Source organism: Sphingobium sp. Cam5-1, assembly GCF_015693305.1.
Lineage (GTDB): Bacteria > Pseudomonadota > Alphaproteobacteria > Sphingomonadales > Sphingomonadaceae > Sphingobium.
This window is the reverse complement of the sequence record NZ_CP065138.1, coordinates 1032576-1056739: the sequence shown is the minus strand read 5'-3', so window position 1 is coordinate 1056739 and position 24164 is coordinate 1032576. Positions and strand designations below refer to the sequence as shown.

The following is a 24164-nucleotide window of genomic DNA, read 5'->3' as shown; positions in this document are numbered from 1 at the left end:
TGTTCGGCCAAGGGACAATCTGTCCCAAATACTGTGTTTGATCAGGCACGGCGTTGTTGTAAGAAAGCCACTATGGAAGGTGCAGTGACTCTCTCCACGCGAGGTCGGGCATGGAAGAGATATTTTCCGCCCTTCCTACGACGTCATCTTGCTCCGTTGGTGGAGGCGGTCACGTTAATGCTGTTCCTTGGAACGGCGGGCATCACCTATTTCCTGTTGTCGGGCCAAGGGCAGTCATACACGCTGCTTACGCCGCCAATCGTCGCGTTGCTGCTGGTGGGAAATCTGGTTCCGGCGATCGCGCTACTCGTGTTGCTTGGACGCCGGGTCGCAAAGCGCCGCGCCGCCCAGTCGGCGATAGGCAGCGACGGGCAACTTCACGTCAGGCTGGTGGCCATCTTCTCGATCGTGGCCAGCGTCCCGATGTTGCTGGTCGTCATCTTTGCCTCGCTGTTGTTCCAATATGGCGTGCAATTCTGGTTTTCGGACAGCGCGCGCGGAATGTTGCAAAATGCCAGCGACCTCGCTCGCGGCTATTATGAACAGAATCTTCGCGAGGTGGGGGACGAAACCGTCACCATGGCGAGCGACTTGCGGGATTATCTTGGCCAATCGAAGGTCTCGAGCCCGCGCTTCGCCGAAGGCTATATCTACCAGGTCGTCACGCGAAAACTCAATCGTTCGGCCATAATCGAAGTGGGCAAGGACGGGGTGGCCCGCACCGCCGCGACGGTCGACCCGGACAGTCGGCCTGCTTCAGAAATGCTGTCGCCTGATGTCATCAAGAGACTGGAAGCAGGCGAGAATGTGGTTGTTGCAGCGAAGCCAAACCAGATTCAGGCGGTGACGCTTCTCTACCCCGGCGCGAAGATCTATCTTTATGCCACTCGGGATTCTGGTTCGACCGCATTTAGCAATGTGGAGCGCGCGCAGAAGGTCCTGTCCGACTATGATATCTTCGCCGCCCAATCACGCGCCCTTCAGCTGCGATTCAACGTCGCCCTGTTCGTCGGGTCGCTTCTGCTGGTCGGTATAGCGGTCTATATCGCTTTGGCGGTTGCGGACTGGATGGTTCGCCCGGTGAATGAGTTGGTGACCGCCGCCCGGCGAGTGACGGCAGGCGACCTGTCGGCCCGTGTCACCAGCCCGCAGTCCCGCGATGAAATCGGAACGCTCGCATCCGCCTTCAACAGGATGACCCAGAGGTTGGAAGCGCAGACAGGCGCGCTCGTCGCCGCGAACAGCCAGCTGGATGAACGTCGCGCCTTCATCGAGGCCATCCTGTCAGGCGTTTCCGCCGGTGTACTGTCGGTGGACAGGGAAGGGGTGATCCTGCTTCTCAACAGTTCGGCCGCCGCCATTCTGGTGAAGGACGGCGATGATCCGGTAGGACGACCGCTGAGCGCCGTTTCGCCGGAACTGGCGGCTCTAATTGCCTCGGAGGAGGGGGCGGGGATCGTGCAGACGCGCGCGCATGGCGAAATGCGGACCTTGGCAGTCAAAGTGTCCGAGGACGCGTCGCGCCATATCCTGACGTTCGACGACATCACGCAGCAATTGTCCGATCAGCGACGCGCCGCATGGTCGGACGTGGCCCGCCGTATCGCGCATGAGATCAAGAACCCGCTGACGCCCATCCAGCTTGCGGCGGAACGCTTGCAGCGCCGCTATGCCGAGGAAGTGACGAGCGACAAGGCGACCTTCACCCGCCTGACCGGGACCATCGTCAGGCAAGTCGGCGATTTGCGGCGTATCGTGGATGAATTTTCTTCATTCGCGCGGATGCCCAAGCCGGTTTTCCGTCGCGAAGCCGTTGCGGACATCGCCCGTCACGCCCTGTTCCTGCACGAGGTGGCACATCCCGACGTCAAGTTTGAATTCCGTGGTGGGTCGCAGGATATGGAACTTGTCTGCGACCGGCGGCAGCTGGGGCAGGCGCTGACCAATATCGTCAAAAATGCCGTGGAGGCTATCGAACCCAAGCCCGAACCTGCCGAGGGCGGAGCCCGTGGTCATGTTCGCATGACGGTCGGTCAGGAGGATGGCAATCTGCTCATCAACGTCAGCGATGACGGGGTTGGGCTTCCGCCGGAGCGGGAGAGGGTGTTGGAACCCTATATGACGACCCGGAGCAAGGGGACAGGCCTGGGGCTCGCGATCGTCAAGAAGATCGTCGAGGAACATATGGGCGAAATCCGCCTGGAAGATGCGCAAGGCGGAGGGACGAGCGTTACGTTGCGCTTCCCCACTGCCGCTCTTGAGAAATTGGAAGAAGGGCAGGTCGTAGCATTGCCCAAGGGAAAAGTGACAGCCAATGGCGCTTGATATTCTGGTAGTCGATGATGAAGAGGACATCCGTGATCTGGTCGCGGGCGTGCTTGAGGATGAGGGCTTTACCACTCGCACTGCTGCCAACAGCGACAGCGCGATCGAGGCGCTGGATACTAGGCGTCCTTCGCTGGTCCTGCTGGACGTCTGGCTTCAGGGGTCGACCCTGGATGGTCTGGAATTGCTCGACGTGATCAAGCAGCGCGACGCGACCATTCCGGTGCTCATGATTTCAGGTCATGGCAATATCGACACGGCCGTGGCCGCGATCCGCAAGGGGGCGGCGGACTTTATCGAAAAGCCATTCGAAGCCGACCGGCTGCTGCATCTGGTCGCGCGCGCTACCGAGACCGAGAGATTACGGCGGGAAAATCAGGTCCTGCGTGCCCGTTTTGGGCAGGATGATGAACTGACGGGCACTTCGGCCGCGATCAACGCGGTTCGGGCGACGATAAAGAAAGTCGCCGGCACGGGCAGCCGGGTGCTGATTTCCGGGCCTGCGGGTGTCGGCAAGGAAGTCGCGGCGCGCATGCTTCACAGCTGGAGCGGGAGGGCCGACGCGCCCTTCATCATCGTGGCGGCGGCGCGAATGGACCCCGACCGGGTGGAGGAGGAGCTGTTCGGCGTCGAAGATCCCAGCGGCCTTGTGCGTCCCGGCTATCTTGAGCAGGCGCATGGCGGCACGCTTTACCTTGACGAGATCGCAGATATGCCCGTCACGACGCAGGGCAAGATATTGCGGGTATTGACGGACCAGAGCTTCACGCGCGTGGGCGGGCAGCGGCAAGTGAAGGTAGACGTCCGGGTCATCTCTTCAACTGCGCGGGATCTGGCCGCGGAAATAGAGGAGCGGCGGTTCCGCGAAGACCTGTTCTATCGTCTGAACGTTGTACCCCTCGTCATCCCTTCCTTGTCCGAGCGGCGAGACGACATTCCACCGCTGGTCGAGCATTATCTCGCACGTTTCGCGGCCGAGCGGCGGGTGCCGTCGCCCGAGATCGCTAGTGATGCCATGGCTGCGCTTCAGGCGAACGAATGGCCCGGCAACGTTCGCCAGCTGCGCAACGTCATCGAGCGAACGATGATCCTTGCTCCGGGCGAGCGGATAGGCCGGATTGAGCTGGACATGCTGCCTAGCGAACTTTCCAGTAATGGCGCGGGCGAAGGGATGGGTCAGTCGGCCATCATGGGGGCACCGTTGCGGGAAGCGCGCGAAAGTTTCGAACGCGAATATCTGCGTATCCAGATCAGGCGGTTTTCCGGCAACATATCCCGAACGGCTACATTCATCGGCATGGAACGGTCTGCGTTGCACCGCAAGCTCAAGCTGCTTGGGATCACGGATGGAAAGGACAATTGATGCAAGGGGATGAACGATAGCCCATCTGGGGCATGGACGCCCCTTCGCAATTGCGGTAGCTTTCTGATTGCCCCCGGTGAGCGGGGGCGGGCAAGACACCCTGCCCAGGGGTGCAAGAGCGGGTAACGTCCCGCCAATAAGGTGAAGACCGTGGCAGAAAAACTCAATAATCTTCAGGACATATTCCTGAACAACCTGCGCAAGAGCAAAACGCCCGTGACTATGTTCCTGGTAAAGGGCGTGAAGTTGCAAGGGATTATCACCTGGTTTGACAATTTTTCCGTTCTGTTGCGGCGCGACGGGCAATCGCAGCTTGTCTACAAGCACGCCATTTCCACCGTGATGCCCGCTCAGTCGATGGACCTAACCGACCTTCGCAAGGCGAGCGACGGCAATTCAAAGCCCAAACTGCTTCAGGAAATATTCCTGAGCGCCGTTCGCAAGTCCGGAAGCCCGGTCACCATGTTTCTGGTCAACGGCGTGATGTTGCAGGGCGAGATCGCTGCATTCGATCTTTTCTGCATGCTGCTGGAGCGCGACGGCATGGTGCAGCTTGTCTACAAGCATGCCATCTCCACTGTTCAACCTCTCCATGCGCTTGACCTGAGTGGCGAAGGCGAGGGCGAGGATTGATCAATCTATTTCGGTACGGCCCGCCTTCTGATGAGGCGGGTCGGCGCCTGATGCGTTAGGCGCTTATGGCCGTCTTCAACCGGGACTCTGCCGACGAAGTATCGCGCGGCGCGCGGGCCGTGGTCGTGCGCGCTGAAACTCACGGCGTCGAAAGGCGTGATAGTGACGCCCGTCTTGAGGAGGCGAAAGGCCTCGCCCTGGCTATCGGCATAGACGTGCGCGCGGCGCAGGCGTTTCGCGTGCGGGATCGGAAACCCGCAACTTTGTTCGGAAGTGGTCAGGTCGACCAGATCGCAACGCTTGCGCGGATGGAAGATGCCGAACTGGTGATTGTCGACAACGCGTTGAGCCCGGTTCAGCAGAGCAATCTTGAGAAGGCGACCGAAGCCAAAGTGATCGATCGAACCGGGTTGATCCTGGAAATCTTCGGGGAGCGTGCGGCCACCAATGAGGGACGCCTTCAGGTCGAACTGGCCCATCTCGATTATCAGGCGGGCAGGCTGGTGCGCAGTTGGACCCACCTTGAACGGCAGCGTGGCGGCTTTGGATTCCTGGGTGGTCCCGGCGAAACGCAGATCGAGGCTGACCGGCGGATGATCCGCGATCGTATGGCAAAGATCAGGCGTGAACTTGACCAGGTGACCCGTACCCGCAGTCTACATCGGGCACGCCGGCAAAGAGCTCCTTGGCCGGTGATCGCGCTTGTCGGCTACACCAATGCTGGCAAGTCCACGCTTTTCAACCGCATGACGGGCGCCGATGTCATGGCGGAAGATTTGCTGTTCGCGACGCTGGACCCGACCATGCGCCAGATCGCATTACCGGGATTGGACAAGGCGATCCTGTCGGACACGGTCGGTTTTGTGTCCGACCTTCCGACTCAGCTTATTGCGGCGTTTCGCGCCACGCTGGAAGAAGTTCTGTCCGCTGACCTCATCATACATGTCCGCGACATCGCCCATCCCGATAGCGAGGCGCAGCGCGATGATGTGCTGGACGTGCTGAGTGAGCTTGGTGTGGCGGGTGAGGGCGGAGCAGGGGACGACGCCCCCCCGATTATCGAGGCGTGGAACAAACTCGATCTGCTGGGTGAGGAAGAAGCTGCGCAACTTCGGGAAATCGCGGCGCGGCGCCGGGATGTCGTGATCCTTTCCGCCCTGACCGGAAATGGCGTGGATGATCTGCAACGATGCATAAGCGCCAGACTGACTGCTGGCGCGCAAATCCATCAACTTCGGGTGCCGTTGGCGGATGGCGCTGCCATTGCCTGGCTACACGAACATGGTGAAGTGATAGGTAGCGAAACGGTGGATGGTGAGCTTGTCTTGAAGGTTCGCCTCTCCGACTCCGCCTTTGCTCGTTTCAGCAAACGCGCGGATGCTTGATCAGTTATCGGCGGGCCAATTCGCGTTTGGCCTGCCGCCAGAGAGCTTCCTTTCCATCGAGGTCGAGGCTTTGAAATCCATCACCAGCGGTCTGTTCCATGACGCGGAAGCGGGCTTCGAATTTCGCGCTGGCGGCCCGTAGCGCGGCTTCCGGATCGACCTTCAGGTGCCGGGCCAGGTTGACGACGGCAAACAGCAGGTCGCCGACCTCCTCCTGATGTTCTTCGGGGGTTGTGGCGTCGTGAACTTCCTGCAATTCCTCTTCAATCTTCGCGACCGCACCTTGGGTGTCGGGCCAGTCGAAACCGGTGCGGGCGGCGCGCTTCTGGAGCTTTTCGGCGCGGAGTAGTGCGGGGAGCGCGTTGGCAACGCCAGCGAGAGCGCTGCTGTCGGGTTCTCTGGCGGCGCGTTCGGCTGCTTTAATCGCTTCCCATTGGGCATGGCCATGTTCGCGTTCGGCACCTTCGCCGAAGATGTGCGGATGGCGGCGGATCATCTTGTCGGTGACGCCGTCGATGACGTCCTGGAGATTGAAATGCCCGGCTTGTTCGGCCATCCGGCTGTGGAAGGCTACCTGTAGCAGGAGGTCGCCGAGCTCGTCGCAGAGCGCGGGCATGTCGTTACGTTCGATCGCGTCGGCGACTTCATAGGCTTCCTCGATTGTGTAGGGAGCGATGCTGGCGAAATCCTGCTGGATGTCCCAGGGACATCCGGTGTCCGGATCGCGAAGACGGGCCATGACATTGGCGAGCGGCATGATGTCGGCGGGGCTCGCTTTGGTGCTGGATGACATGGGGGTCCTGAAATCAAGAAGGAAGTGGCGAGAAGATAGAGTTTTGGTTGGGGGAAGGCTATCCCTTCGGGACTAATGTTTGCTCGATAATATATATTATGTTAAAGATTAGGCATTAGTCACCGGCCACCAGAACGTGAACGCTCCTCTTATCAGGCGATACCCAGAACGCCCCCGCATATTAGTCTTCCCGGATCTGGCTGTGGCGGCGGGTGTCGGGCATTTTGATGTAGATGATCAGCGATATGGCGATCATGACGCTTACATAGATGTAAAATGCCTGTTCGATGCCGATCTGTTTGAAATAGAGCGCCACGAATTCGGCCGTGCCGCCGAACAATGTGTTCGCCAAGGCATATGGCAGCGCAACGCCAAGGGCGCGGATATGGGCTGGGAAAAGCTCCGCTTTCACGACGGCGTTGATCGATGTGTAGCCAGTCACGATGATCAGGCCCGCCATAACCAGCAGGCCTGCAACGAGTGGATCGCGAGTTACGGCGAGCGTCGCGAATATCGGATAGGTGAACAGCAAGCCCAGGATGCCGAAGCCTATCATCAACGGTTTACGCCCGATGCGGTCGGAAAGCGCCCCGGCTACAGGTTGCAACAACATGAAAAAGAACAAGGTTATCCCATTGATCTGCGACGCTGTTTCCCGACTGAGGCCCGATGTGTTCACCAGGAATTTCTGCATATAGATCGAATAGGCATAGAAGGCGATTGTGCCACCCGCCGTGAGCAGCATCACGGTCAGCGTTTCGCGAGGATGCTTCGTGACAAGCTCGACAAAGCCGGATCGCGGCGCTCCTTCGGCTTTCGCCGCATGGAAGCTTTGCGTTTCACTAAGCCCACGGCGCAGCCAGAAGACGATCACGGCGAGGGCGCCACCAATCAGGAAAGGTATTCGCCACCCCCATGCGTCAAGCTGCGCAGTGGTCAGCACGCCCTGAAGGATGAGCAGCACGCAAATTGCCACAAGTTGCCCAGAGATTAGCGTAACATATTGAAAGCTTGAAAAGAATCCGCGCCGATCACGTCCCGCCATTTCCGACAGATAGGTCGCGCTGGCCCCATATTCGCCGCCGATCGAAAGACCCTGCATCAGGCGGGCAAGGACTAGCAGCAGGGGCGCCCCTACCCCGATCACATCATAGCCGGGCGTCACCGCAATAAGCAGCGAACCCGCGCACATAAGAGCAACGGACAGGGTAAGGCCGCTTTTGCGTCCATGCCGATCCGCATAAATCCCCATTAACCAGGCGCCGATCGGCCGCATCAGGAAGCCCACGGCGAATATCCCGGCGGCGCTCAAAAGCTGGGCGGTGCGATCCTCGCTGGGGAAGAAATGCGGCGCGAAATAAAGGGTGAAGGCGGCATAGGCGTACCAGTCATACCATTCCACCAGATTGCCGGTGGAACCGCCGACGATCGCCTTCAGCCTTTCGCGCTGGGTCGGTGCGCGCAGCGCCAAGGTTGCCGTCATGGATTGAGCACCATCTCACCATTTTCGACGCCCCAGCTTTTGAGCCGGGACAGCATGTTCATTCCTATGACGTTCACCTCACCAAAGGCGGGCGATATGACGATGGGCAGATCGCTCGACCGGATCGGGCCGATGACCAAAGTGGAGATGGAGGAACGCTTGGCGTCAATCTGGCCGTTCGCGGTCATCATCGACACGCCCGGAGCGCTCAGGTCAAAATTGAGTCCGGCCGCACGGGCGGAGGGGACGGAAAGGGCTGTTATGCTGGCGCCGCTGTCTATGAGGAAGCGGGTGGCAGTGCCGTTGACCGTTCCTTCGACCCAGAAATGGCCGTCGGGTGCCATGGGAATGCGAAGCGCCTGACCTTCGGCGCGGGCGGGGGGCGGTGTTGGCGGCGTTTCTTGCGAAACCGGCCCTGCCCCTTCCCCAGCCATTCTGGTGGTGAAGAGTCCGGCTTTCTCACCAATTTTGAACAATCCCAGCAAAGCCGCGAATATGGCGACCCAGACCAGTGCGAGGCGCAGCATGCCAGCCATGGGCATGCGGCGAGCCAGCAAGGCCGAGCCGACGAGAACAAGCGCGAGCACATACCAGATGCTGGAAGCCGCCTGATCCCCATTCATGCGGTCAGCCCCCATCCCCGTTCAATTCGATGCACATGCCATCATAGCCGGGCTCCACGCCGTCCGGCAGCGTTTTCAACAGAGCCGGATAGTCCATGCTTTGATCCATATGCGTAAGGACGGCGCGGCCGGGACGGACGGCCGAGATACCATCGAGGGTCAGGGCCAGATGCGGATGGGTCGGATGCGGCTTTTCGCGGAGGGCGTCGACAACCCAGACGTCCAACCCGTCGTAAAGGCTGATCATGTCGGCTGTAAGATCATGGAAATCAGTGGCATAGCCTATAGACCTGCCGCCCGATGTGAAGCGAAAGCCGGTGGAATAAATCTCGCCATGGGGTTGGTCTGTACAGGCGATGTCGATGTCACCGATGCGCAGGCCATCGGGCAGCACATGCGGTTCAATGGTCTGATGATAGCCCTGCCGTCCTTCAAAGGCGTAGGCGAAGCGTTTCTTCAGGAGTTTCAATGTCTGGCGGCGGGCATAGCCCGGCACGGGCGTGCGGCGGTGGTGGTAAAGCTGGCGCGCGTCATCGATGCCGTGACAATGATCGGCATGGTCGTGGGTCCAGAGAATGGCGTCGATATGAATGACATCGGCGGCCAGCAACTGGGCGCGCATGTCTGGCGACGTGTCGATTAGGAGGCGCGTTGTGGGGCTTTCCACCAGGATCGAGGCTCGTGTTCGCCGGTTCTTCGGCTCGGTGGGATCGCAGCTGCCCCAATCATTGCCGATCCGGGGGACGCCCGATGATGTGCCGCAGCCCAGGATGGTGAGCTTTAGGCTCATGCGCTTTGCTGCGCGCCGGTCTTGTTGAACAAGGTGCGGAAATTTGCGGAGGTTGCGGCGGCCAGTTGCTCCACGCTTTCGCCGCGCAGCTTTGCCAGGAAGCGCGCGGTATCGGCGACAAATGCCGGTTCGCAGGACTTGCCACGGTGGGGCACCGGAGCAAGGAAAGGTGAGTCCGTTTCGACCAGCAGCCGGTCGAGCGGCAGACGGGCTGCGGTTTCCTGAAGATCCTTCGCGCTTTTGAAGGTCACGATGCCCGAAATGCTGATGTAGAAGCCGAGGTCCAGGGCCGCATCGGCGAAGGCTCCGCTGGCGGTGAAGCAGTGGATGACGCCGGGATAGACGCCCTGCCCCATTTCCCCGCGTAGGATGGCCAGCGTATCGTCCTCCGCATCGCGGGTGTGGACGATGAGCGGAAGGCCGGTCGCGCGGGACGCAGCGATATGGGCGCGGAAGCTGCTTTGCTGTCGGGCGCGATCGCTATGATCGTAATAATAGTCGAGGCCGGTTTCTCCGATGCCGACGACCCGTGGGTGAGCAGCGCGTTCGATCAGTTTGGCCGTGTCGACATGGGGGTGCTCGTCGGCCTCGTGGGGATGGATTCCCACTGTGGCGTAGACATCGGGTTGCTGTTCGGCTGTCGCGAGTACCGCATCCCATTCGCTTTCGCGCGTCGCTATGTTGAGCATCAGGCCAATGCCAGCGGAGCGCGCGCGTTCAAGCACATTCTGCTGATCTTCGACCAAGCCTTTGTAATTCAAGTGGCAATGGCTGTCGATCAGCATGGATCAGGCGTCCGCTTCGGTAAGTTCGAGGCGCGGGAAGAGCGGCTTGGGCGCGCTGAGGGTGAAGCCGCGGGCGCGAAGATCGGCGTAGGTGCTGCTGCCGATCGCTTCGTAGGTCCGGCCCGTCTGCGGAACGCCCATCTGGTCTAGGAGCGCGGTGGCGCTGGCCGGGGTAACGGGCTGAATGATGATGGCGAGGTTGGTGATGGCTTCATAAAGCGTCGCGAGTACCGCTTCCATTCGGGCCGGGTCGGTCTTGCGCAAGGCCCAGGGGGCCTGCGCGTCGATATAGGCGTTGCAGGCGAATACCGCGCGCATCCATGCTTCGATAGCCGTGGAAGGCGCGAGATCGGCCATGGCGGTTTGGAAGGTCTGGGCAGCGTCGCTGATCGTTTTCAGCAGGTCGCTGTCCACATCCTGCGGCGCGGGTTGGGGCAAGCGCCCTTCCAGATTCTTGGCGATAAAGCTCAGGGTCCGCTGCGCCAGATTGCCGAAGCTGTTGGCAAGATCGCTGTTCGATCGGGCGACGATCGCCTCGGCGCTATAGCTGCCGTCATTGCCGAAGGTAACTTCGGACAGGAGGAAGTAGCGGAGCTGATCGACGCCGAAACGCTCGGCCAATTCCATCGGGTCGGCGACGTTGCCGACCGATTTCGACATCTTCTCACCCCGGTTGAGGAGGAAGCCGTGGCCGAAGATCTGCTTGGGCAAGGGCAGCTTTGCACTCATCAGGAAGGCTGGCCAGTAAACGGTATGAAAACGCACAATATCTTTGCCGATGATGTGCGTTATATCGCCGCCCTCGGACCAATAGCGGGCCATGCGTTCGGCATCGTCGGGATAGCCGCAGCCAGTCAAATAATTGGTGAGCGCGTCGACCCAGACATACATGACATGGCCCTCGCTACCGGGCACCTTGACGCCCCAGTCGAAGCTGGTGCGCGAGACGCTGAGGTCGGAAAGGCCGCCCTCCACGAAGCGCATGATTTCGTTGCGGCGGCTGTCGGGCTGAATGAAGTCAGGCTGGCTGTTGTAGAGGTCGAGCAGCTTTTGCTGATAGGCGGACAGGCGGAAGAACCAGCTTTCCTCGACCGTCCATTCGACCGGCGTGCCCTGAGGCGAAAGCTTTTCGCCCCCTTCCCCTTCGACCAATTCCTTTTCATCGTAAAAGGCTTCGTCGCGGACGGAATACCAGCCTTCGTAGCGCCCCAGATAGAGGTCGCCATTGGCCTCCATCGCCTGCCAAATGGCTTGGGATGCGCGGTGATGGTCAGGTTCGCTGGTGCGGATGAAACGATCATAGCTGATGTTCAGACTGTCGTTCATATCCTTGAAATATCCGGACATTTCATCGGCCAGCGTGCGCGGTTCGATGCCCCGCGCGCGGGCGGCCTGATCCATTTTCAGGCCGTGTTCGTCGGTGCCGGTCTGGAAAAAGACGTCGCGGCCCATCATCCGCTGGAACCGGGCGATCGCGTCGGTGGCGATCACCTCATAGGCGTGGCCGATATGGGGGCGGCCGTTGGGATAGCTGATGGCGGTGGTGATGGTGTAGGGCTGCGACATGCGCCTTCCCTAGCGGCTGTTAAGGCGCGCGCAAAGCCTGCTTTTCAACGCTGATCCGGGGCGAGCGCGGCGACATGGCCCGCAAGTTCGAAAGCGACGGCAGCGGGATCGAGCGAGAGGATGATGGCGCCGCTGGCGAGTTGGCGCGCGGCTTCCCAGTGGTCCAGTGCTGCGCCGAGCGCGGGGCCGCTCCGCTGGCGGGCGACGTCGGCGATGAAGGCGGGGACGCGTTCGAGGAAGGCTTCATAGCGCGGGCGCGCAGCTTTGCCGGAGAGCTGCTTTGCGAGGATGAGGCGGTGGCGGTTGCCGGGGTCGCCGTCCGCCGCGATGGCGCGGAGCATGCGGTCCAGGTCGGTTACGTCGAGGCCCGCGTAGCGCAGGGCCTTCCCGGGGGCGCCCTCTCCCAGGGCGGCGAGCGCGTCTATGTCCGCGGGGGGTAGGTCGGGCTGCTCTTGGCGCAGGACGGTGCGCATGGCTTCGTGATCGAGTGGATCGAAGCGCAGGGTGCGGCAGCGTGAGCGGATGGTGGGCAAGAGGCGGCCGGGCGCGTGGCTGACGAGGAAGAAGAGCATGTCGGCGGGCGGCTCTTCCAGCGTTTTGAGAAGCGCGTTGGCGGCGCCACGCTCCAGATCGTCGGCGCTGTCGATGACTACGATGCGGCGGGCAGATAGCGAGGGGGCGGACTGGACGAGGCGTTGGAGGCCGCGCACCTGATCGACGGAGATGTTGCGGGCGGTGCCGGTTTCCTTTTCAAGGCAGTAGAGTTCGGCGTAGTCGGGATGGGCTTCGGCTTCGATCAGCTTGCGGATGGGGTGATCGGGGGGGACTGACAGGCCTTCGCCGTCGGGCGCGGGGCCTGCGGCTTCGGCTAGGAGACGAAGGGCGAGCGCACGGGCGAAGCTCGCCTTGCCGATGCCGCGCGGGCCAGCGAGTATCCAGCCATGATGCATGCGGCCACTGCGGGCGGCGGCTAGCAGCATATCGGTTTGGGCGTCATGGCCGAGGATCATGGGAGAAGGTCGCCCAGCGCTGCGAGCAGGCGCGAGGTTACGGCTTCGGGGTGGCCTGACGCGTCTATGGTGCGGATGCGGGCGGGGTCTTGCTCGGCGAAGCGGGTGAAGGCGGATGCCACATTGGCGTGGAAGGCTGCGTCGCGGCCTCCGATGCGGTCGGCGGCGTCTCCGTCGCGAGACCATGCGCGCTGCTGCGCCTCGGCTTCGGGGAGGGTCAGGAAGAAGGTTCGGTCGGGCAGGAAGTCGGAGCTGCCGATGCGGTGGAGGGTCAATATGTCGGCGTCGGTGAGGTCGCCCATGCCCTGATAGGCGCGGCTGCTGTCGAGGAAGCGGTCGGACAGCACCCATGCGCCGCGATCCAGCGCGGGACGGATGGTCTTTTCGATATGGTCGGCGCGGGCTGCGGCGAAGAGGAGCGCTTCGGCGCGGGGGCTCCAGCGGTCGGCGGCGCCGGTGAGGAGGAGGGCGCGGATGGCTTCCGCGCCTTCGCTGCCGCCGGGTTCGCGGGTTTCCACGACTTCCAGGCCCTTGGCGCGCAAGGCGGCGGCGAGGGCGCGGAGCTGCGTCGATTTACCGGCGCCCTCCCCGCCCTCCAGAGTGATGAATCGGCCGCGTGTCACCCGAAGAAGGACTTCAGACCGTTCCAGAGGCGACCGAAGATGCCCGCTTCGGACACTTCTTCACCGGCCACCAAAGGCAGGACCTGCGGCGGGGTGTCGGGGGTGGAGACGATCAGTTCGGCGATCTTCTGCCCCTTGGCGATCGGCGCCTTGATCGGGCCAGTATAGGCGACCTTGACCGAGATGTTGCCCGACGCGGTGCGGGGAAGAGTTACGGCCATGTCCTGCGGAGCGACGAGGGGGACGCTGGTGGCGCTGCCCAGTTGGACTTCCGCGGTTTCGACGGTCTGGCCCTTTTTAAAGAGCGGCTGCGCTTTCCACGCCTTGAAGCCCCAGTCCATGAACCGAACCGATTCCTCGATGCGGCCATTGTAGGTCGGCAGGCCAGCAACGACCATGACGAGGCGGCGGCCATCCTGTTCGGCCGAGCCGGTAAAGCCGAAGCCCGCTTCCTCCGTATGGCCGGTCTTGAGGCCGTCGGCGCCGACAACCTTGCCCAGGATCGGGTTGCGGTTCGCTTGCGCAATGTCGGAGCCGCCCATGGTCTTGCCCCAGGTGAAGGCGCGCGTGGCGTAGAAGCGCTTGTAGAGGTCAGGCGTCTCCTCGATCGTCGCTTCGGCGAGACGGGCAAGGTCCTCCGCGGTTACATAGGTGACGCCCTCATCCGGCCAGCCATTGCTGGTGCCGAAATGGCTGTTCTTGAGGCCGAGGCGCTTGGCTTCGTCATTCATCTGGGCGACGAAGGCCTGCTCCGTCCCGGCGATCCCTTCGGCCAGCACCACGCAGGCGTCATTGCCGGACAGGGTCACGATGCCGTGCAACAGATTTTCGACCGACACCTGCTCGCCCGCCGACAGGAACATGGTCGAACCGGCCGCCGGGCCGTGCCACTGCTTCCATGTTTCGGGGCGGACGGTGAATTTCGTGTCGAGCTTCAAATCACCCTTCTGGATCAGGCGGAAGGCAACGTGCGCCGTCATCATCTTCGCCATGGAGGCGGGCGGAATGCGCGTTTCGCCGCCCTTGTCATAGAGCACCGCGCCCGACGACAGGTCCTTCATGTAAGCGATGGGCGCCTCACTGGTGTAAGGAGGCGCGGCGGCCGTGAGAGGCTGCGCCAGCAATCCGACGAAGAGGATGGCGGCTAGTGACTTGTTCATGAGGACTGCCTTCGCACTGATGGATTCGGGTGATGAGAATGCCGTGCCCCTGTCATTAGCCATGACAGACACATTCTCAAGAGGGCTGGCGCTTTACTGCCTGACGGCGTCGGCAAGCAGCCCGACCGACAGCGCGTAGAAATTCGAGCAATTATAATCGAGGATCGCCCGATAATTGCTGGTGAGCAGATAGGCGGTCTTGCCCGGACCATCGGGTTCGAGCAGCGTTGCCATGACCGTATCCGCTGGCCAGCCGCCGTCCGTCGGGACGATGCCCCGGCTGCGCCATTCGGCCATTGTCAGCCAGCGGCTGTGACGGTTGAACACGCGGGGACAGCGCGCGGGCGAGAGGCGTGCCGACACGCTCGCCCGGTTGAACCCGGCGGGCACCGATACGGCGACACCCCATGGCTGGCCGCGCCGCCAACCGGCTTTGACGAAATAATTGGCGATAGAAGCGAGCGCGTCGGCTTCGCTGTTCCAGATATCGACGCGGCCATCGCCGTCGCCATCCTTGGCCAGACGCAGATAGACGCTGGGAAGAAATTGGGGATAGCCCGTCGCCCCTGCCCAACTGCCGACCAAGCGGCTGCGCGGCACGCCATTGTCCAGCATCTTGAGCGTTGCCAGCAATTCCGGTTCGAACAGGGTGCGGCGGCGCCCTTCATAGGACAGCGTCGCAAGCGAGCGGATGAGGTCGAAGTCGCCGGTATAGGAACCATAATTGGTTTCGTGGCCGTAGATCGCGACCATGATTTCCTCCGGCACGCCGGTTTCCGCCTCTATCCGGGCAAGCCGGGCGCGGTTCGCCTGATAAGCGGTGCGGCCACGGCTGATGCGCGCGGCATCGACATGCTGGCGCCGATAGGGTTCGAAATTGGGAATGGGGGAATAGGCCCCTCCCCCCGGCTGGTTCTGATCCAGCTGAACAACGCGCGGGTTCGGCGTGAGCGTGGGGAAGACGGAATCCAGCGTGGAAGAGCGGATGCCCATCGCCTGCGCCTTTGGCCGCAACGTTTCCAGATAGCTGCGGAAACCCGCGTCCTGCGCCATGTCCTGCGTCATGCCAGGCCCCGCCATCAAGCTGCCCGCCGTGACGACGGCAAGACGCAGTAGAAGCGAGTGAATGGTTGAACGCATTAGAGAATCTCCCTCAGCCCTTTGTGGCACAGCGACGGCACGAGGCGAAATCCCCCTTGTCGCTTCCGTTCCCACAAGAACGCGCCGAAAGCGGATTTTGGTCATTTTACGCTTGGCATGACGCAAAGCTTCGCTAGGAAGCGAGCGGACGGACAGGTGGCCGAGTGGTTTAAGGCAGCGGTCTTGAAAACCGCCGTGGGTTTACGCTCACCGTGGGTTCGAATCCCACCCTGTCCGCCAATTCATAGCTTCAGTAGTGCTATTCGTAGAAACTGATCGTGTAAAACTTCCCACTGGTAAACTAACAGGAAAATATGGCTCGCAGACCGGCGCAAGCGGAACCCCTTCATGCCGCAAGACTCAGCGAGGCGGAGCTTCGCGTTGGGATAGCGAGGTTGAACAAGCGTGTCGTTGCGCTCGAAGGTTTCGATCCCAACACGGTCCAAAATCAATTTGACGATCCGGGCATAGAAGCGCTGAAGGCCTCTATCGCTGATGCTCTTGACCGCACCTTCGGTAATAACACGGTAGAGCGAAGGCGCTATCGAAACGCGGCCGAATTCGACACCGGTCCAATCAATATGTATCAGGACACTTCAATCCAGGAGGTTCGTCACGCGGTGAAGGCATCGCGCGATCGGAACCTAGCTTTATTGAAACAGGCAGTGTCCTCGTTGGAGGAACAGCTAGAGGAGCTAGGCACCGACGCTGGAGACCGCGCTGGTAATAACGACGAAGTTGCACGGTCGCCGAGCCGAAAGATTTTCGTCGTTCATGGTCACGACGACGGCGCGCGTGAGACCGTCGCACGCTTCATTGAGCGCATCGGATTCGAAGCGATCATCCTGCACGAACAGGCGAACCGCGGCCGAACGGTCATTGAGAAGGTCGAGGCGCATGGGGACGTCGGTTTTGCGGTCGTCCTGCTGACACCCGACGATGTGGGTGGCCAGAGCGCTGAAGCGCTTAATCAGCGGGCGCGGCAAAACGTGATCTTGGAACTAGGCTATTTTATCGGCCTACTTACCCGAGAACGGGTCTGCGCGCTTCGGAAAGGCGATGTCGAAATTCCGAGCGACTTTGCAGGTGTCGTATATCAGACGTTTGACGAGGGCGGAGGCTGGAAAACCGCGCTGGCTCGAGAGTTGCAAGACGTCGGATATGACGTCGATTGGAATAAGGTCATGCGTTAAGAAACGCGCCCTCTCGGCGAACCTGCTGCCCGCAAGAGAGTGATCGCCCTAGCGGCAACCGGAACCAATGTCGCTTCCCCCTTCTCGTGCAGAGCGAATATCTGCGCCCGCATTCGTGGCTCCCAGAATTTGGCGATGTGGTCGGCGACTGCCTGTGCCGCTTTGTCTTCGCCCATGGTCATGAAGTTTCTGGCGATCTGGTTGGCCATATAGACCAGCCGGTCCTGATTGGACATCATCGAGTCGTCTTCAGTCATGCCGTCATTCCGCTGCGTGAATCATGTCGATGCGCCGACTGCGCCGTGCTTGCGCGTCATAGCTTTTCTGCCAGTCGCTGGGACCATTGGATGCGGACACCTGCACCGCCGTCACCTTATATTCCGGGCAATTGGTGGCCCAGTCCGAATAGTCGGTGGTGATGACGTTCGCCTGCGTTTCGGGATGGTGGAAGGTCGTATAGACAACGCCCGGCGCGACGCGTTCGGTCACCAGCGCTCGCAGGGTGGTTTCCCCTGCCCTGCTGCGGAGCGTTACCCAATCACCGTCCTTAAGGCCCCTGTTTTCCGCGTCGCTGGGATGGATTTCCAGTCGGTCTTCGGGATGCCAGGCGGCGTTGGCGGTGCGCCGGGTCTGCGCGCCGACATTATATTGGCTAAGGATGCGCCCTGTGGTCAGCAATAGCGGGAAGCGGGGGCCGGTCTTTTCATCGGTCGGCACATAGTCGGTGACGACGAACTTGCCCCTGCCGCGCACGAAACCGTCGATATGCATGGTCGGCGTGCCGTGGGGAGCGCGGTCGTTCGCGGGCCATTGCAGCGACCCTTCCGCGTCCAGGCGGTCATAATGCACGCCCGCGAAGGTCGGGGTGAGCGCGGCGATTTCATCCATGATCTGCGCCGGGTGGCTGTAGGTCCAGCCCAATCCCATGGCGTTGGCGACCAGCTGCACGATCTCCCAATCTTCATAGCCGTTGAGGGGCGTCATCACCTTGCGCACGCGCTGAATGCGCCGTTCGGCATTGGTGAACGTCCCGTCCTTTTCCAGGAAGGTGGAGCCGGGCAGGAAGACATGCGCGTAATTGGCGGTCTCGTTGAGGAACAGGTCCTGCACCACGACGCACTCCATCGCCGCCAGCCCCGCCGCGACATGGTGCGTATTGGGGTCGGATTGGAGAATGTCCTCGCCCTGGATGAAAATGCCCTTGAAGGTGCCGTCGGTCGCCGCATCCAGCATGTTGGGGATGCGAAGCCCCGGTTCGGGGTCCAGCGCCACGCCCCAGCTTTGTTCGAACAGCGCGCGGGTGGCGTCGTCGGAAACATGGCGATAACCGGAAAATTCGTGCGGGAAGCTGCCCATGTCACAGGCGCCCTGCACATTGTTCTGCCCCCGCAGCGGATTCACGCCCACGCCCTCACGCCCGACATTGCCGGTAGCCATGGCGAGGTTGGCGATCGCCATGACGGTCGAGCTGCCCTGGCTATGTTCCGTGACGCCAAGGCCATAATAGATCGCGCCGTTGCCGCCAGTGGCGTAGAGGCGAGCGGCGGCGCGCACATCCTGCGCCTTCACGCCTGTCAGCGGTTCGATCGCTTCGGGAGAACGGGCTGGCTGTGACACGAACTCGGCCCATTCGGCAAATTCGTCCCAATCGCAGCGCGCGCGGATGAAGGCTTCATCGTACAGCTTCTCGGTCACGACGACATGAGCGAGAGCCGTCAGCATGGCGACGTTGGTGCCGGGGCGCAGCGGCAGATGATGTTCCGCCTCGACATGCGGGGACTTCACCATGTCGATGCGACGCGGGTCGATGACGATCAGCTTGGCGCCCTGCCGCAAGCGCTTCTTCATGCGCGAGGCAAATACCGGGTGGCCGTCAGTCGGGTTGGCGCCGATGACGAGGATCACGTCGGACTGCATCACGCTGTCGAAATCCTGCGTCCCGGCAGAGGTGCCGAAGGTCGTGCTGAGGCCATAGCCGGTCGGCGAGTGGCAGACGCGGGCGCAGGTATCGACATTGTTGTTGCCGAAACCCTGGCGGATCAGCTTCTGGACGAGGAAGGTTTCCTCATTGGTGCAGCGGCTTGACGTGATGCCGCCGATGGAGCGGGTGCCATATTTGGCCTGGATGCGGCGGAACTCCGCTGCCGTGTGGGCAATGGCTTCGTCCCACGACACTTCGCGCCAGGGCTGGTCCACGGACGCGCGGATCATGGGGTTGAGTATCCGGTCCTGATGCTGCGCATAGCCCCAGGCGAACCGGCCCTTGACGCAGCTATGGCCGCGATTGGCCTTGCCCTCTTTCCACGGCACCATGCGTATCAGCTCTTCACCGCGCATTTCCGCGCGGAAGGTGCAGCCGACGCCGCAATAGGCGCAGGTGGTGACGACGGCGCGGTCGGGCGTGCCGACCTCAACCACCTTCTTTTCGATCAGCGATGCGGTGGGACAAGCCTGCACGCAGGCGCCGCAGGATACGCATTCGGAGCCAAGGAAATCCTCGCCCTGCGATGCCGAGACTTTCGATCCGAAGCCCTTATCCTCGATAGTCAGCGCGAAGGTGCCCTGCACCTCTTCACAGGCGCGAACGCAGCGGGAGCAGACTATGCATTTACTGGGATCGAAGTCGAAATAGGGGTTCGACTGGTCCTTGGCCTGCCCCATATTGGTCGCGCCGTCATAGCCATAGCGGACCTCGCGCAGTCCCACGGCACCGGCTTGATCCTGCAATTCGCAGTCGCCATTGGCTGCGCAGGTCAGGCAGTCCAGTGGGTGGTCGGAGATATAAAGTTCCATCACCCCCCGGCGAAGCTGCTTAAGCCGGTCGCTTTGGGTGCGAACCACCATGCCCTCGGCGATGGGCGTGGTGCAGGATGCGGGATAGCCGCTACGCCCTTCCACCTCGACCAGGCATAGGCGGCAGGAGCCGAAACTCTCCAGATTGTCGGTAGCGCATAGCTTCGGAATGGAGCAGCCGGTGAGCGAGGCGGCGCGCATGATGCTCGTGCCCTCTGGCATGGTGACGCGCTCGCCATCTATTGTGAGCGTGACGGATTTGCCGGTGGAGATGGCGGGCGGGGTGCCATGATCGGCTTCGCGGGTGAAGGTCATTCCGCAGCTTCCTTGGTAGACGCGGGCGCGCCAAAGTCCTCAGGGAAATGATCGAGCGCGCTCAGCACGGGATAGGGTGTGAACCCACCCAGCGCGCAGAGCGAGCCATATTTCATGGTGTCGGCCAGGTCGCGCAGCAGCAGGGTTTGCGCTTCCAGCGAGGTATCGATCCGCGCCGGAGACCGGGAATAGAGTGCCTTGCCGAGATAGCTGCCCGAAGCGTCATTCACCGTAACGGGTCCATCGTTTCGTGCCGCGATGATCCGATCCATGATCTCCACCCCGCGCGTCGACCCGATCCGGCACGGTGTGCATTTGCCGCAACTTTCGACCGAACAGAACTCCATGGCAAAGCGCGCCATATGCGCCATATCGACGCTGTCATCGAAGATGGTGATGCCAGCATGGCCGATCAGCCCGCCAGCTTGCGCGAATGCTTCATAGTCGAAGGGCAGATGGAACATCGATGGAGGGAAGTAAGCGCCCAGCGGGCCACCCACTTGCACCGCGCGAACGGGACGACCGCTCGCCGTCCCGCCGCCGATCTGGTTCACCAGCTCTCCCAGTGTTATGCCGAAGCCGATCTCATAAAGGCCGCCATGCTTTACGTTGCCCGCGAGCTGCACCGGCATGGTTCCGCGCGAACGGCCGAAGCCGACCGCCGCATAAGCCTCAGCACCCTCTGCCAGGATGAAGGGCACCGCAGCCAGCGACAGCACATTGTTGATGACGGTCGGCTGACCAAACAGCCCCTGCAAAGCCGGGAGCGGCGGCTTTGCCCGCACCTGCCCGCGTTTGCCCTCGATACTGTCGAGCAGCGCCGTTTCCTCGCCGCAGACATAGGCGCCCGCGCCCTCGCGCACCTCCAGCGTGAAGGGCGTGATGAGATGCGCGCTGGCGTCGATCGCCGCGCGCATGGTGGCGATGCTGTAGGGATATTCGCTGCGGATATAGATGTAGCCATGGGCCGCGCCGACGGCATGGGCGGCGATCGCCATCCCTTCGATCAGGCAGAAGGGATCGCCCTCCATCAGCATCCGATCCGCAAAGGTGCCGCTGTCGCCTTCATCGGCGTTGCAGACGATGAACTTGGGCGCGCCCGGCGCATCCAACACCGTCTGCCATTTGATCCCGGTCGGGAAACCGGCGCCGCCGCGTCCGCGCAGCCCCGACGCCTTTACCGCGTCGACCACTTGCTGGGGAGGCATGGCGCGAGCCTTTTCCAGCCCCTTCCAACCATCATGGGCGGCATAATCGGTAAGGCTTAGCGGATCGATGATGCCGCACCGCGCGAAGGTAAAGCGCTGCTGACCAGCGAAAAAGGGCAATTCATCCACCTTGCCCAGCCTGGCAGGATGCGTGCCATCCAGCACCGCCGCGACATCCTGCGGCCCCACCGGCCCGTAGCCGATACGGCCTGCATCCGTCTCCACTTCGACCAATGGCTCGATGGAAAACAAGCCACGCGATCCGGTGCGCACCACTTCGCACCCTGCCTGCGCGAAGCTGCGCGCGACTTCGTCTGCACCGAGCGCGACCGAGGCCATGTCGCGGCTGATGAACACCCGGTTCATGCCGCCATCTCCGCCGCGATACGCTCAAGAACTTTGGCATCGATCCCTGCAACCGGTCGGCCGTCTACCAGCGCGTTCGGGCCGATCGCACAGAGACCCAGGCAGTAGACAGGCTCCAGACTTAATTGACCGTCAGACCGGGTTTCCCCCATGGCTACGCCCAGAATTTGCGCCGCCTTATGCTCCACCGCCGCGCCGCCGCGTGACTGGCAGCTTTCCGCGCGGCAGAGCTTCACAATGTGGCGGCCGGGCGGAACACGGCGAAAATCATGGTAGAAGGTGATGACGCCATGCACGTCCGCACGGGTGAGGTTCAACGCCTGCGCAATTAGCGGGACCTGCGCATCGTCGATATAGCCTGCCTCTTTCTGCACCGCATGCAGAAGGGGCAATAACTGGTCGCGCGTGGCGCCATGACGCGCGGTCCAGCTTTCGATAAATGCTTCCATCCTGCCCTGCCTGCAGCCTTCGATCAGACGCCATCGTGCAGGGCCATCCGGCTCGGGTCAAATTGAAGCCCCTAATGGATGATAGAGATATTCTATGAAGCGGCGCGATATCCGTTGGGCAAGCGGAGGTCGCGTGCGACGCTGAGGACTGCTTGAGCCAACGGCCCCATCGGTGCGCGATCAGACACTATCACGCCCACCCGACTGCCCTCCGCCGTGGCGGGCAGCGGATAGGTGCGCGCCCAGGCCAGCCCTTCCAGCAAGGTGGCATGATTTTCCGGAATGATGGAACAGAGCCTTCCCTGCTGCACGAGGCCAAGCAGTGCGACATAGCTGTCCGCCGTGACCACCGGGCGCAGGGCAAGCCCGCGTTCAGCCAGACGCGCGTCCAGGATACGCCTGTTCTGCATGCCCTGATGCAACAGGCACAGCGGCAGGTCCGCAAGATCGGCCCAGTCCAGCGGATCGGGTATCGCCGCACAGCCCACCGCGCCGATGAGGATCGCCCGCTCCGTATAAAGGGGCACCGACAAGGCGTGAGCCGGGGGCTCGAAATCGAGATAGGTGATCCCAGCGTCCAGTTCGAACGCAGCAAGGCCCCGCTCGATCTGCCGAGAAGTGAGCGCGCGGACGGAGATGTTAAGGCCCCCGTGGCGCTCCAGCATCGCTTCGGTGAGATGGCCGATCACCGGCATGGCGGCCGGAATCGCGCCCAGCCTTAATTCGCCTTTCAGCGGACCACGGGCCGTTTCCGCCGCGTGACCAAGGGCTTCGGCAGCGGCGATCAATTGCCGTGCCCATGGCAGAATGGCCTCTCCCTCCGCGGTCAATCCCACATATTTGCGATCGCGCCGGATCAGCCGCTTTCCCAGCTGTGCTTCCAATGACGCGATGCCCACGGACAGGGTGGGTTGCGAGACATTGCAATAGGACGCGGCGCGCGCGAAATGACCTTCGCGCTCCAACGCCAGGAAATATTCGACAAGGCGCGTCTGCATGCTGTCATCTACACTGGATCGGGCGCAAGTTCATAGAGCGAAACTATGGTGGTCGCTTGACGCAGGAATTGGAGCGCAAATTAGGGCTTAAGCCCACCCAAATCGGTCGATTTTGCAGATGATCGTAGCTGCGGCTCGCCTTAACCCTCGTTAAGGAGTATCGTGAATCAGCATGCTATCACTTCCACCTCACCATCTGGAGGTTGCAATGTCTGGGCAAACGGATGCACCCTATTTGTTCCGGCGCGCACGGGAGGAAGCTGCCAAGGTAAACGAGGCCTTGGCAAGGGACGCTCCTGCCGAAGAGGTCGCGGCGCATCGGGAATTGGCGTTGCGGTACAAGGTGCGGGCGCTGGCCGCATCCTGTCCCGATCAGGTCCTGCATGACGCCATGGAAAATTTTGACGTGCCGAGCGACCCCGTAGGCGGAAAGCCTGCGCATTAATACCTAGGGGGATTGCAGCCTATACAAATGAAAGCGCCCCCGAGCAAGGGATGCCGGGGGCGCGACTTGTATGCTGTCGGGCATCCAAATCGCGGCGCGTTTAACAGACATTGTTGACGACTGCAATCCAGTGATAACTTTTCATCGGCCATGCCGTAACGTCAATGCGGACTTCGTCCTTTGGCGCAAGGAATATGCAGGTGGGACAAAAAGGCTAATTGAATTACGCTCCCCTATCATCACATGGAGCTTGCCAGGCGAAGGCCCGGAATTTGCACAGGGGAAAGCAGGACATGGTGCAACCGTCGGATAAGTTGCCGCGGCGTTCGCTGATCGAAACGGGCGCTCTGGGCCGTTGCCCCCGGTGCGGCGAAGGGCATATTTTCAAGGGGTTTCTTACCGTCCGCGATCGATGTGAGGTTTGCGGACTGGATTATTCCTTTGCGGACCCGGCGGATGGCCCAGCGGTGTTCGTGCAGTTGTTCGCCTGCGTTCCCGGCGTCATCTTTATCGTGATGCTGGAGATATTGGCGCGGCCGCCTCTATGGGTCCACATCGCCGTCGGCATCCCGGTGCTCATATTGACGACAGTGCTGCCGTTACGCCCGATCAAGGGCTGGCTGGTCGCCGCCCAATATGTGACGAAGGCGCAGGAGGCAGGGACGGCGGACCTATGGGCCAAGCTGCACGGAGATGTGTCGGACAAGCGGGATTGAGC

At 61.7% G+C, this 24164-nt stretch carries 22 protein-coding genes and 1 tRNA gene; 8 read left to right on the top strand and 15 right to left on the bottom strand.

Annotated features, from left to right (window positions below):
- Positions 1–72: 72 nt before the first annotated feature.
- The 4 genes from IZV00_RS05245 to hflX all read left to right on the top strand — a co-directional run bounded on the left by IZV00_RS05245 (position 73) and on the right by hflX (position 5706).
- Entirely contained in the window at positions 73–2325 is a 2253-nt protein-coding gene (locus tag IZV00_RS05245; protein ID WP_196226097.1) for a sensor histidine kinase, read from the top strand.
- On the top strand, positions 2315–3688 hold the full coding sequence (ntrX, locus tag IZV00_RS05240) for a nitrogen assimilation response regulator NtrX (RefSeq protein ID WP_196226096.1): 1374 nt from the start codon (positions 2315–2317) through the stop codon (positions 3686–3688). Before IZV00_RS05245 ends, ntrX begins: the two co-directional genes overlap by 11 nt.
- A 141-nt stretch (positions 3689–3829) precedes the next feature.
- Positions 3830–4321: an RNA chaperone Hfq gene (hfq, locus tag IZV00_RS05235; RefSeq protein ID WP_268934778.1), complete on the top strand. Its 492-nt coding sequence runs from the start codon at positions 3830–3832 to the stop codon at positions 4319–4321.
- A gap of 65 nt (positions 4322–4386) precedes the next feature.
- The gene (gene hflX, locus IZV00_RS05230; protein WP_196226094.1) at positions 4387–5706 is read left to right on the top strand and encodes a GTPase HflX; all 1320 of its coding nucleotides are present in this window, start codon (positions 4387–4389) and stop codon (positions 5704–5706) included.
- 4 nt (positions 5707–5710) lie between these two features.
- Here the strand turns inward: hflX and mazG are convergent, their stop codons facing one another.
- The 10 genes from mazG to IZV00_RS05180 all read right to left on the bottom strand — a co-directional run bounded on the left by mazG (position 5711) and on the right by IZV00_RS05180 (position 15679).
- A complete protein-coding gene (gene mazG, locus IZV00_RS05225; protein ID WP_196226093.1) occupies positions 5711–6499 on the bottom strand; it encodes a nucleoside triphosphate pyrophosphohydrolase in 789 nt (262 codons plus the stop codon).
- Positions 6500–6680: 181 nt separating this feature from the next.
- On the bottom strand, positions 6681–7982 hold the full coding sequence (locus tag IZV00_RS05220) for an MFS transporter (protein WP_196226092.1): 1302 nt from the start codon (positions 7980–7982) through the stop codon (positions 6681–6683).
- Entirely contained in the window at positions 7979–8605 is a 627-nt protein-coding gene (locus tag IZV00_RS05215) for a retropepsin-like aspartic protease family protein (protein ID WP_196226091.1), read from the bottom strand. The genes IZV00_RS05220 and IZV00_RS05215 overlap by 4 nt, the downstream gene beginning before the upstream one ends.
- Positions 8606–8609: 4 nt before the next feature.
- Positions 8610–9395, bottom strand: a complete 786-nt coding sequence (locus tag IZV00_RS05210) for an MBL fold metallo-hydrolase (RefSeq protein ID WP_196226090.1) — start codon at positions 9393–9395, stop codon at positions 8610–8612.
- Positions 9392–10180 (bottom strand): TatD family hydrolase, encoded by a 789-nt coding sequence (locus tag IZV00_RS05205; protein ID WP_196226089.1) that lies wholly within the window; start codon positions 10178–10180, stop codon positions 9392–9394. The genes IZV00_RS05210 and IZV00_RS05205 overlap by 4 nt, the downstream gene beginning before the upstream one ends.
- Before the next feature lie 3 nt (positions 10181–10183).
- Complete coding sequence (metG, locus tag IZV00_RS05200) at positions 10184–11746, bottom strand: methionine--tRNA ligase (protein ID WP_196226088.1); 1563 nt, start codon at positions 11744–11746, stop codon at positions 10184–10186.
- 44 nt (positions 11747–11790) lie between these two features.
- Entirely contained in the window at positions 11791–12756 is a 966-nt protein-coding gene (locus tag IZV00_RS05195; RefSeq protein ID WP_196226087.1) for an AAA family ATPase, read from the bottom strand.
- On the bottom strand, positions 12753–13379 hold the full coding sequence (tmk, locus tag IZV00_RS05190; protein WP_196226086.1) for a dTMP kinase: 627 nt from the start codon (positions 13377–13379) through the stop codon (positions 12753–12755). Before tmk ends, IZV00_RS05195 begins: the two co-directional genes overlap by 4 nt.
- On the bottom strand, positions 13376–14539 hold the full coding sequence (locus IZV00_RS05185) for a D-alanyl-D-alanine carboxypeptidase family protein (RefSeq protein ID WP_196226085.1): 1164 nt from the start codon (positions 14537–14539) through the stop codon (positions 13376–13378). Before IZV00_RS05185 ends, tmk begins: the two co-directional genes overlap by 4 nt.
- Positions 14540–14632: 93 nt before the next feature.
- Positions 14633–15679, bottom strand: a complete 1047-nt coding sequence (locus IZV00_RS05180) for a lytic murein transglycosylase (RefSeq protein ID WP_196226084.1) — start codon at positions 15677–15679, stop codon at positions 14633–14635.
- A 150-nt stretch (positions 15680–15829) separates the two neighbouring features.
- Here IZV00_RS05180 and IZV00_RS05175 point away from each other — a divergent pair.
- Both IZV00_RS05175 and IZV00_RS05170 read left to right on the top strand, forming a co-directional pair.
- Positions 15830–15919 (top strand) — tRNA-Ser (locus tag IZV00_RS05175).
- Positions 15920–16074: 155 nt separating this feature from the next.
- Positions 16075–16872 (top strand): TIR domain-containing protein, encoded by a 798-nt coding sequence (locus IZV00_RS05170; protein WP_230463305.1) that lies wholly within the window; start codon positions 16075–16077, stop codon positions 16870–16872.
- On the opposite strand, the gene IZV00_RS05165 is transcribed toward IZV00_RS05170, so the two are convergent.
- The 5 genes from IZV00_RS05165 to IZV00_RS05145 form a co-directional block, all read right to left on the bottom strand.
- A complete protein-coding gene (locus tag IZV00_RS05165; protein ID WP_230463304.1) occupies positions 16869–17129 on the bottom strand; it encodes a formate dehydrogenase subunit delta in 261 nt (86 codons plus the stop codon). The genes IZV00_RS05170 and IZV00_RS05165 overlap by 4 nt on opposite strands.
- A gap of 4 nt (positions 17130–17133) precedes the next feature.
- Positions 17134–19980, bottom strand: coding sequence for a formate dehydrogenase subunit alpha (gene fdhF / locus IZV00_RS05160; RefSeq protein WP_196226082.1), 2847 nt, complete (start codon positions 19978–19980; stop codon positions 17134–17136).
- Positions 19977–21554 carry a formate dehydrogenase beta subunit gene (locus IZV00_RS05155; RefSeq protein WP_196226081.1) on the bottom strand — a complete coding sequence of 526 codons (1578 nt, stop codon included), beginning with the start codon at positions 21552–21554 and terminating at the stop codon, positions 19977–19979. The genes fdhF and IZV00_RS05155 overlap by 4 nt, the downstream gene beginning before the upstream one ends.
- Complete coding sequence (locus IZV00_RS05150; RefSeq protein WP_196226080.1) at positions 21551–22003, bottom strand: NAD(P)H-dependent oxidoreductase subunit E; 453 nt, start codon at positions 22001–22003, stop codon at positions 21551–21553. The genes IZV00_RS05155 and IZV00_RS05150 overlap by 4 nt, the downstream gene beginning before the upstream one ends.
- A 92-nt stretch (positions 22004–22095) precedes the next feature.
- On the bottom strand, positions 22096–23001 hold the full coding sequence (locus IZV00_RS05145; RefSeq protein WP_196226079.1) for a LysR family transcriptional regulator: 906 nt from the start codon (positions 22999–23001) through the stop codon (positions 22096–22098).
- 208 nt (positions 23002–23209) lie between these two features.
- On the opposite strand from IZV00_RS05145, the gene IZV00_RS05140 reads away from it, so the two are divergent.
- The gene (locus IZV00_RS05140; protein ID WP_196226078.1) at positions 23210–23446 is read left to right on the top strand and encodes a hypothetical protein; all 237 of its coding nucleotides are present in this window, start codon (positions 23210–23212) and stop codon (positions 23444–23446) included.
- A gap of 293 nt (positions 23447–23739) precedes the next feature.
- A complete protein-coding gene (locus IZV00_RS05135; protein ID WP_196226077.1) occupies positions 23740–24162 on the top strand; it encodes a DUF983 domain-containing protein in 423 nt (140 codons plus the stop codon).
- Positions 24163–24164 lie beyond the last annotated feature (2 nt).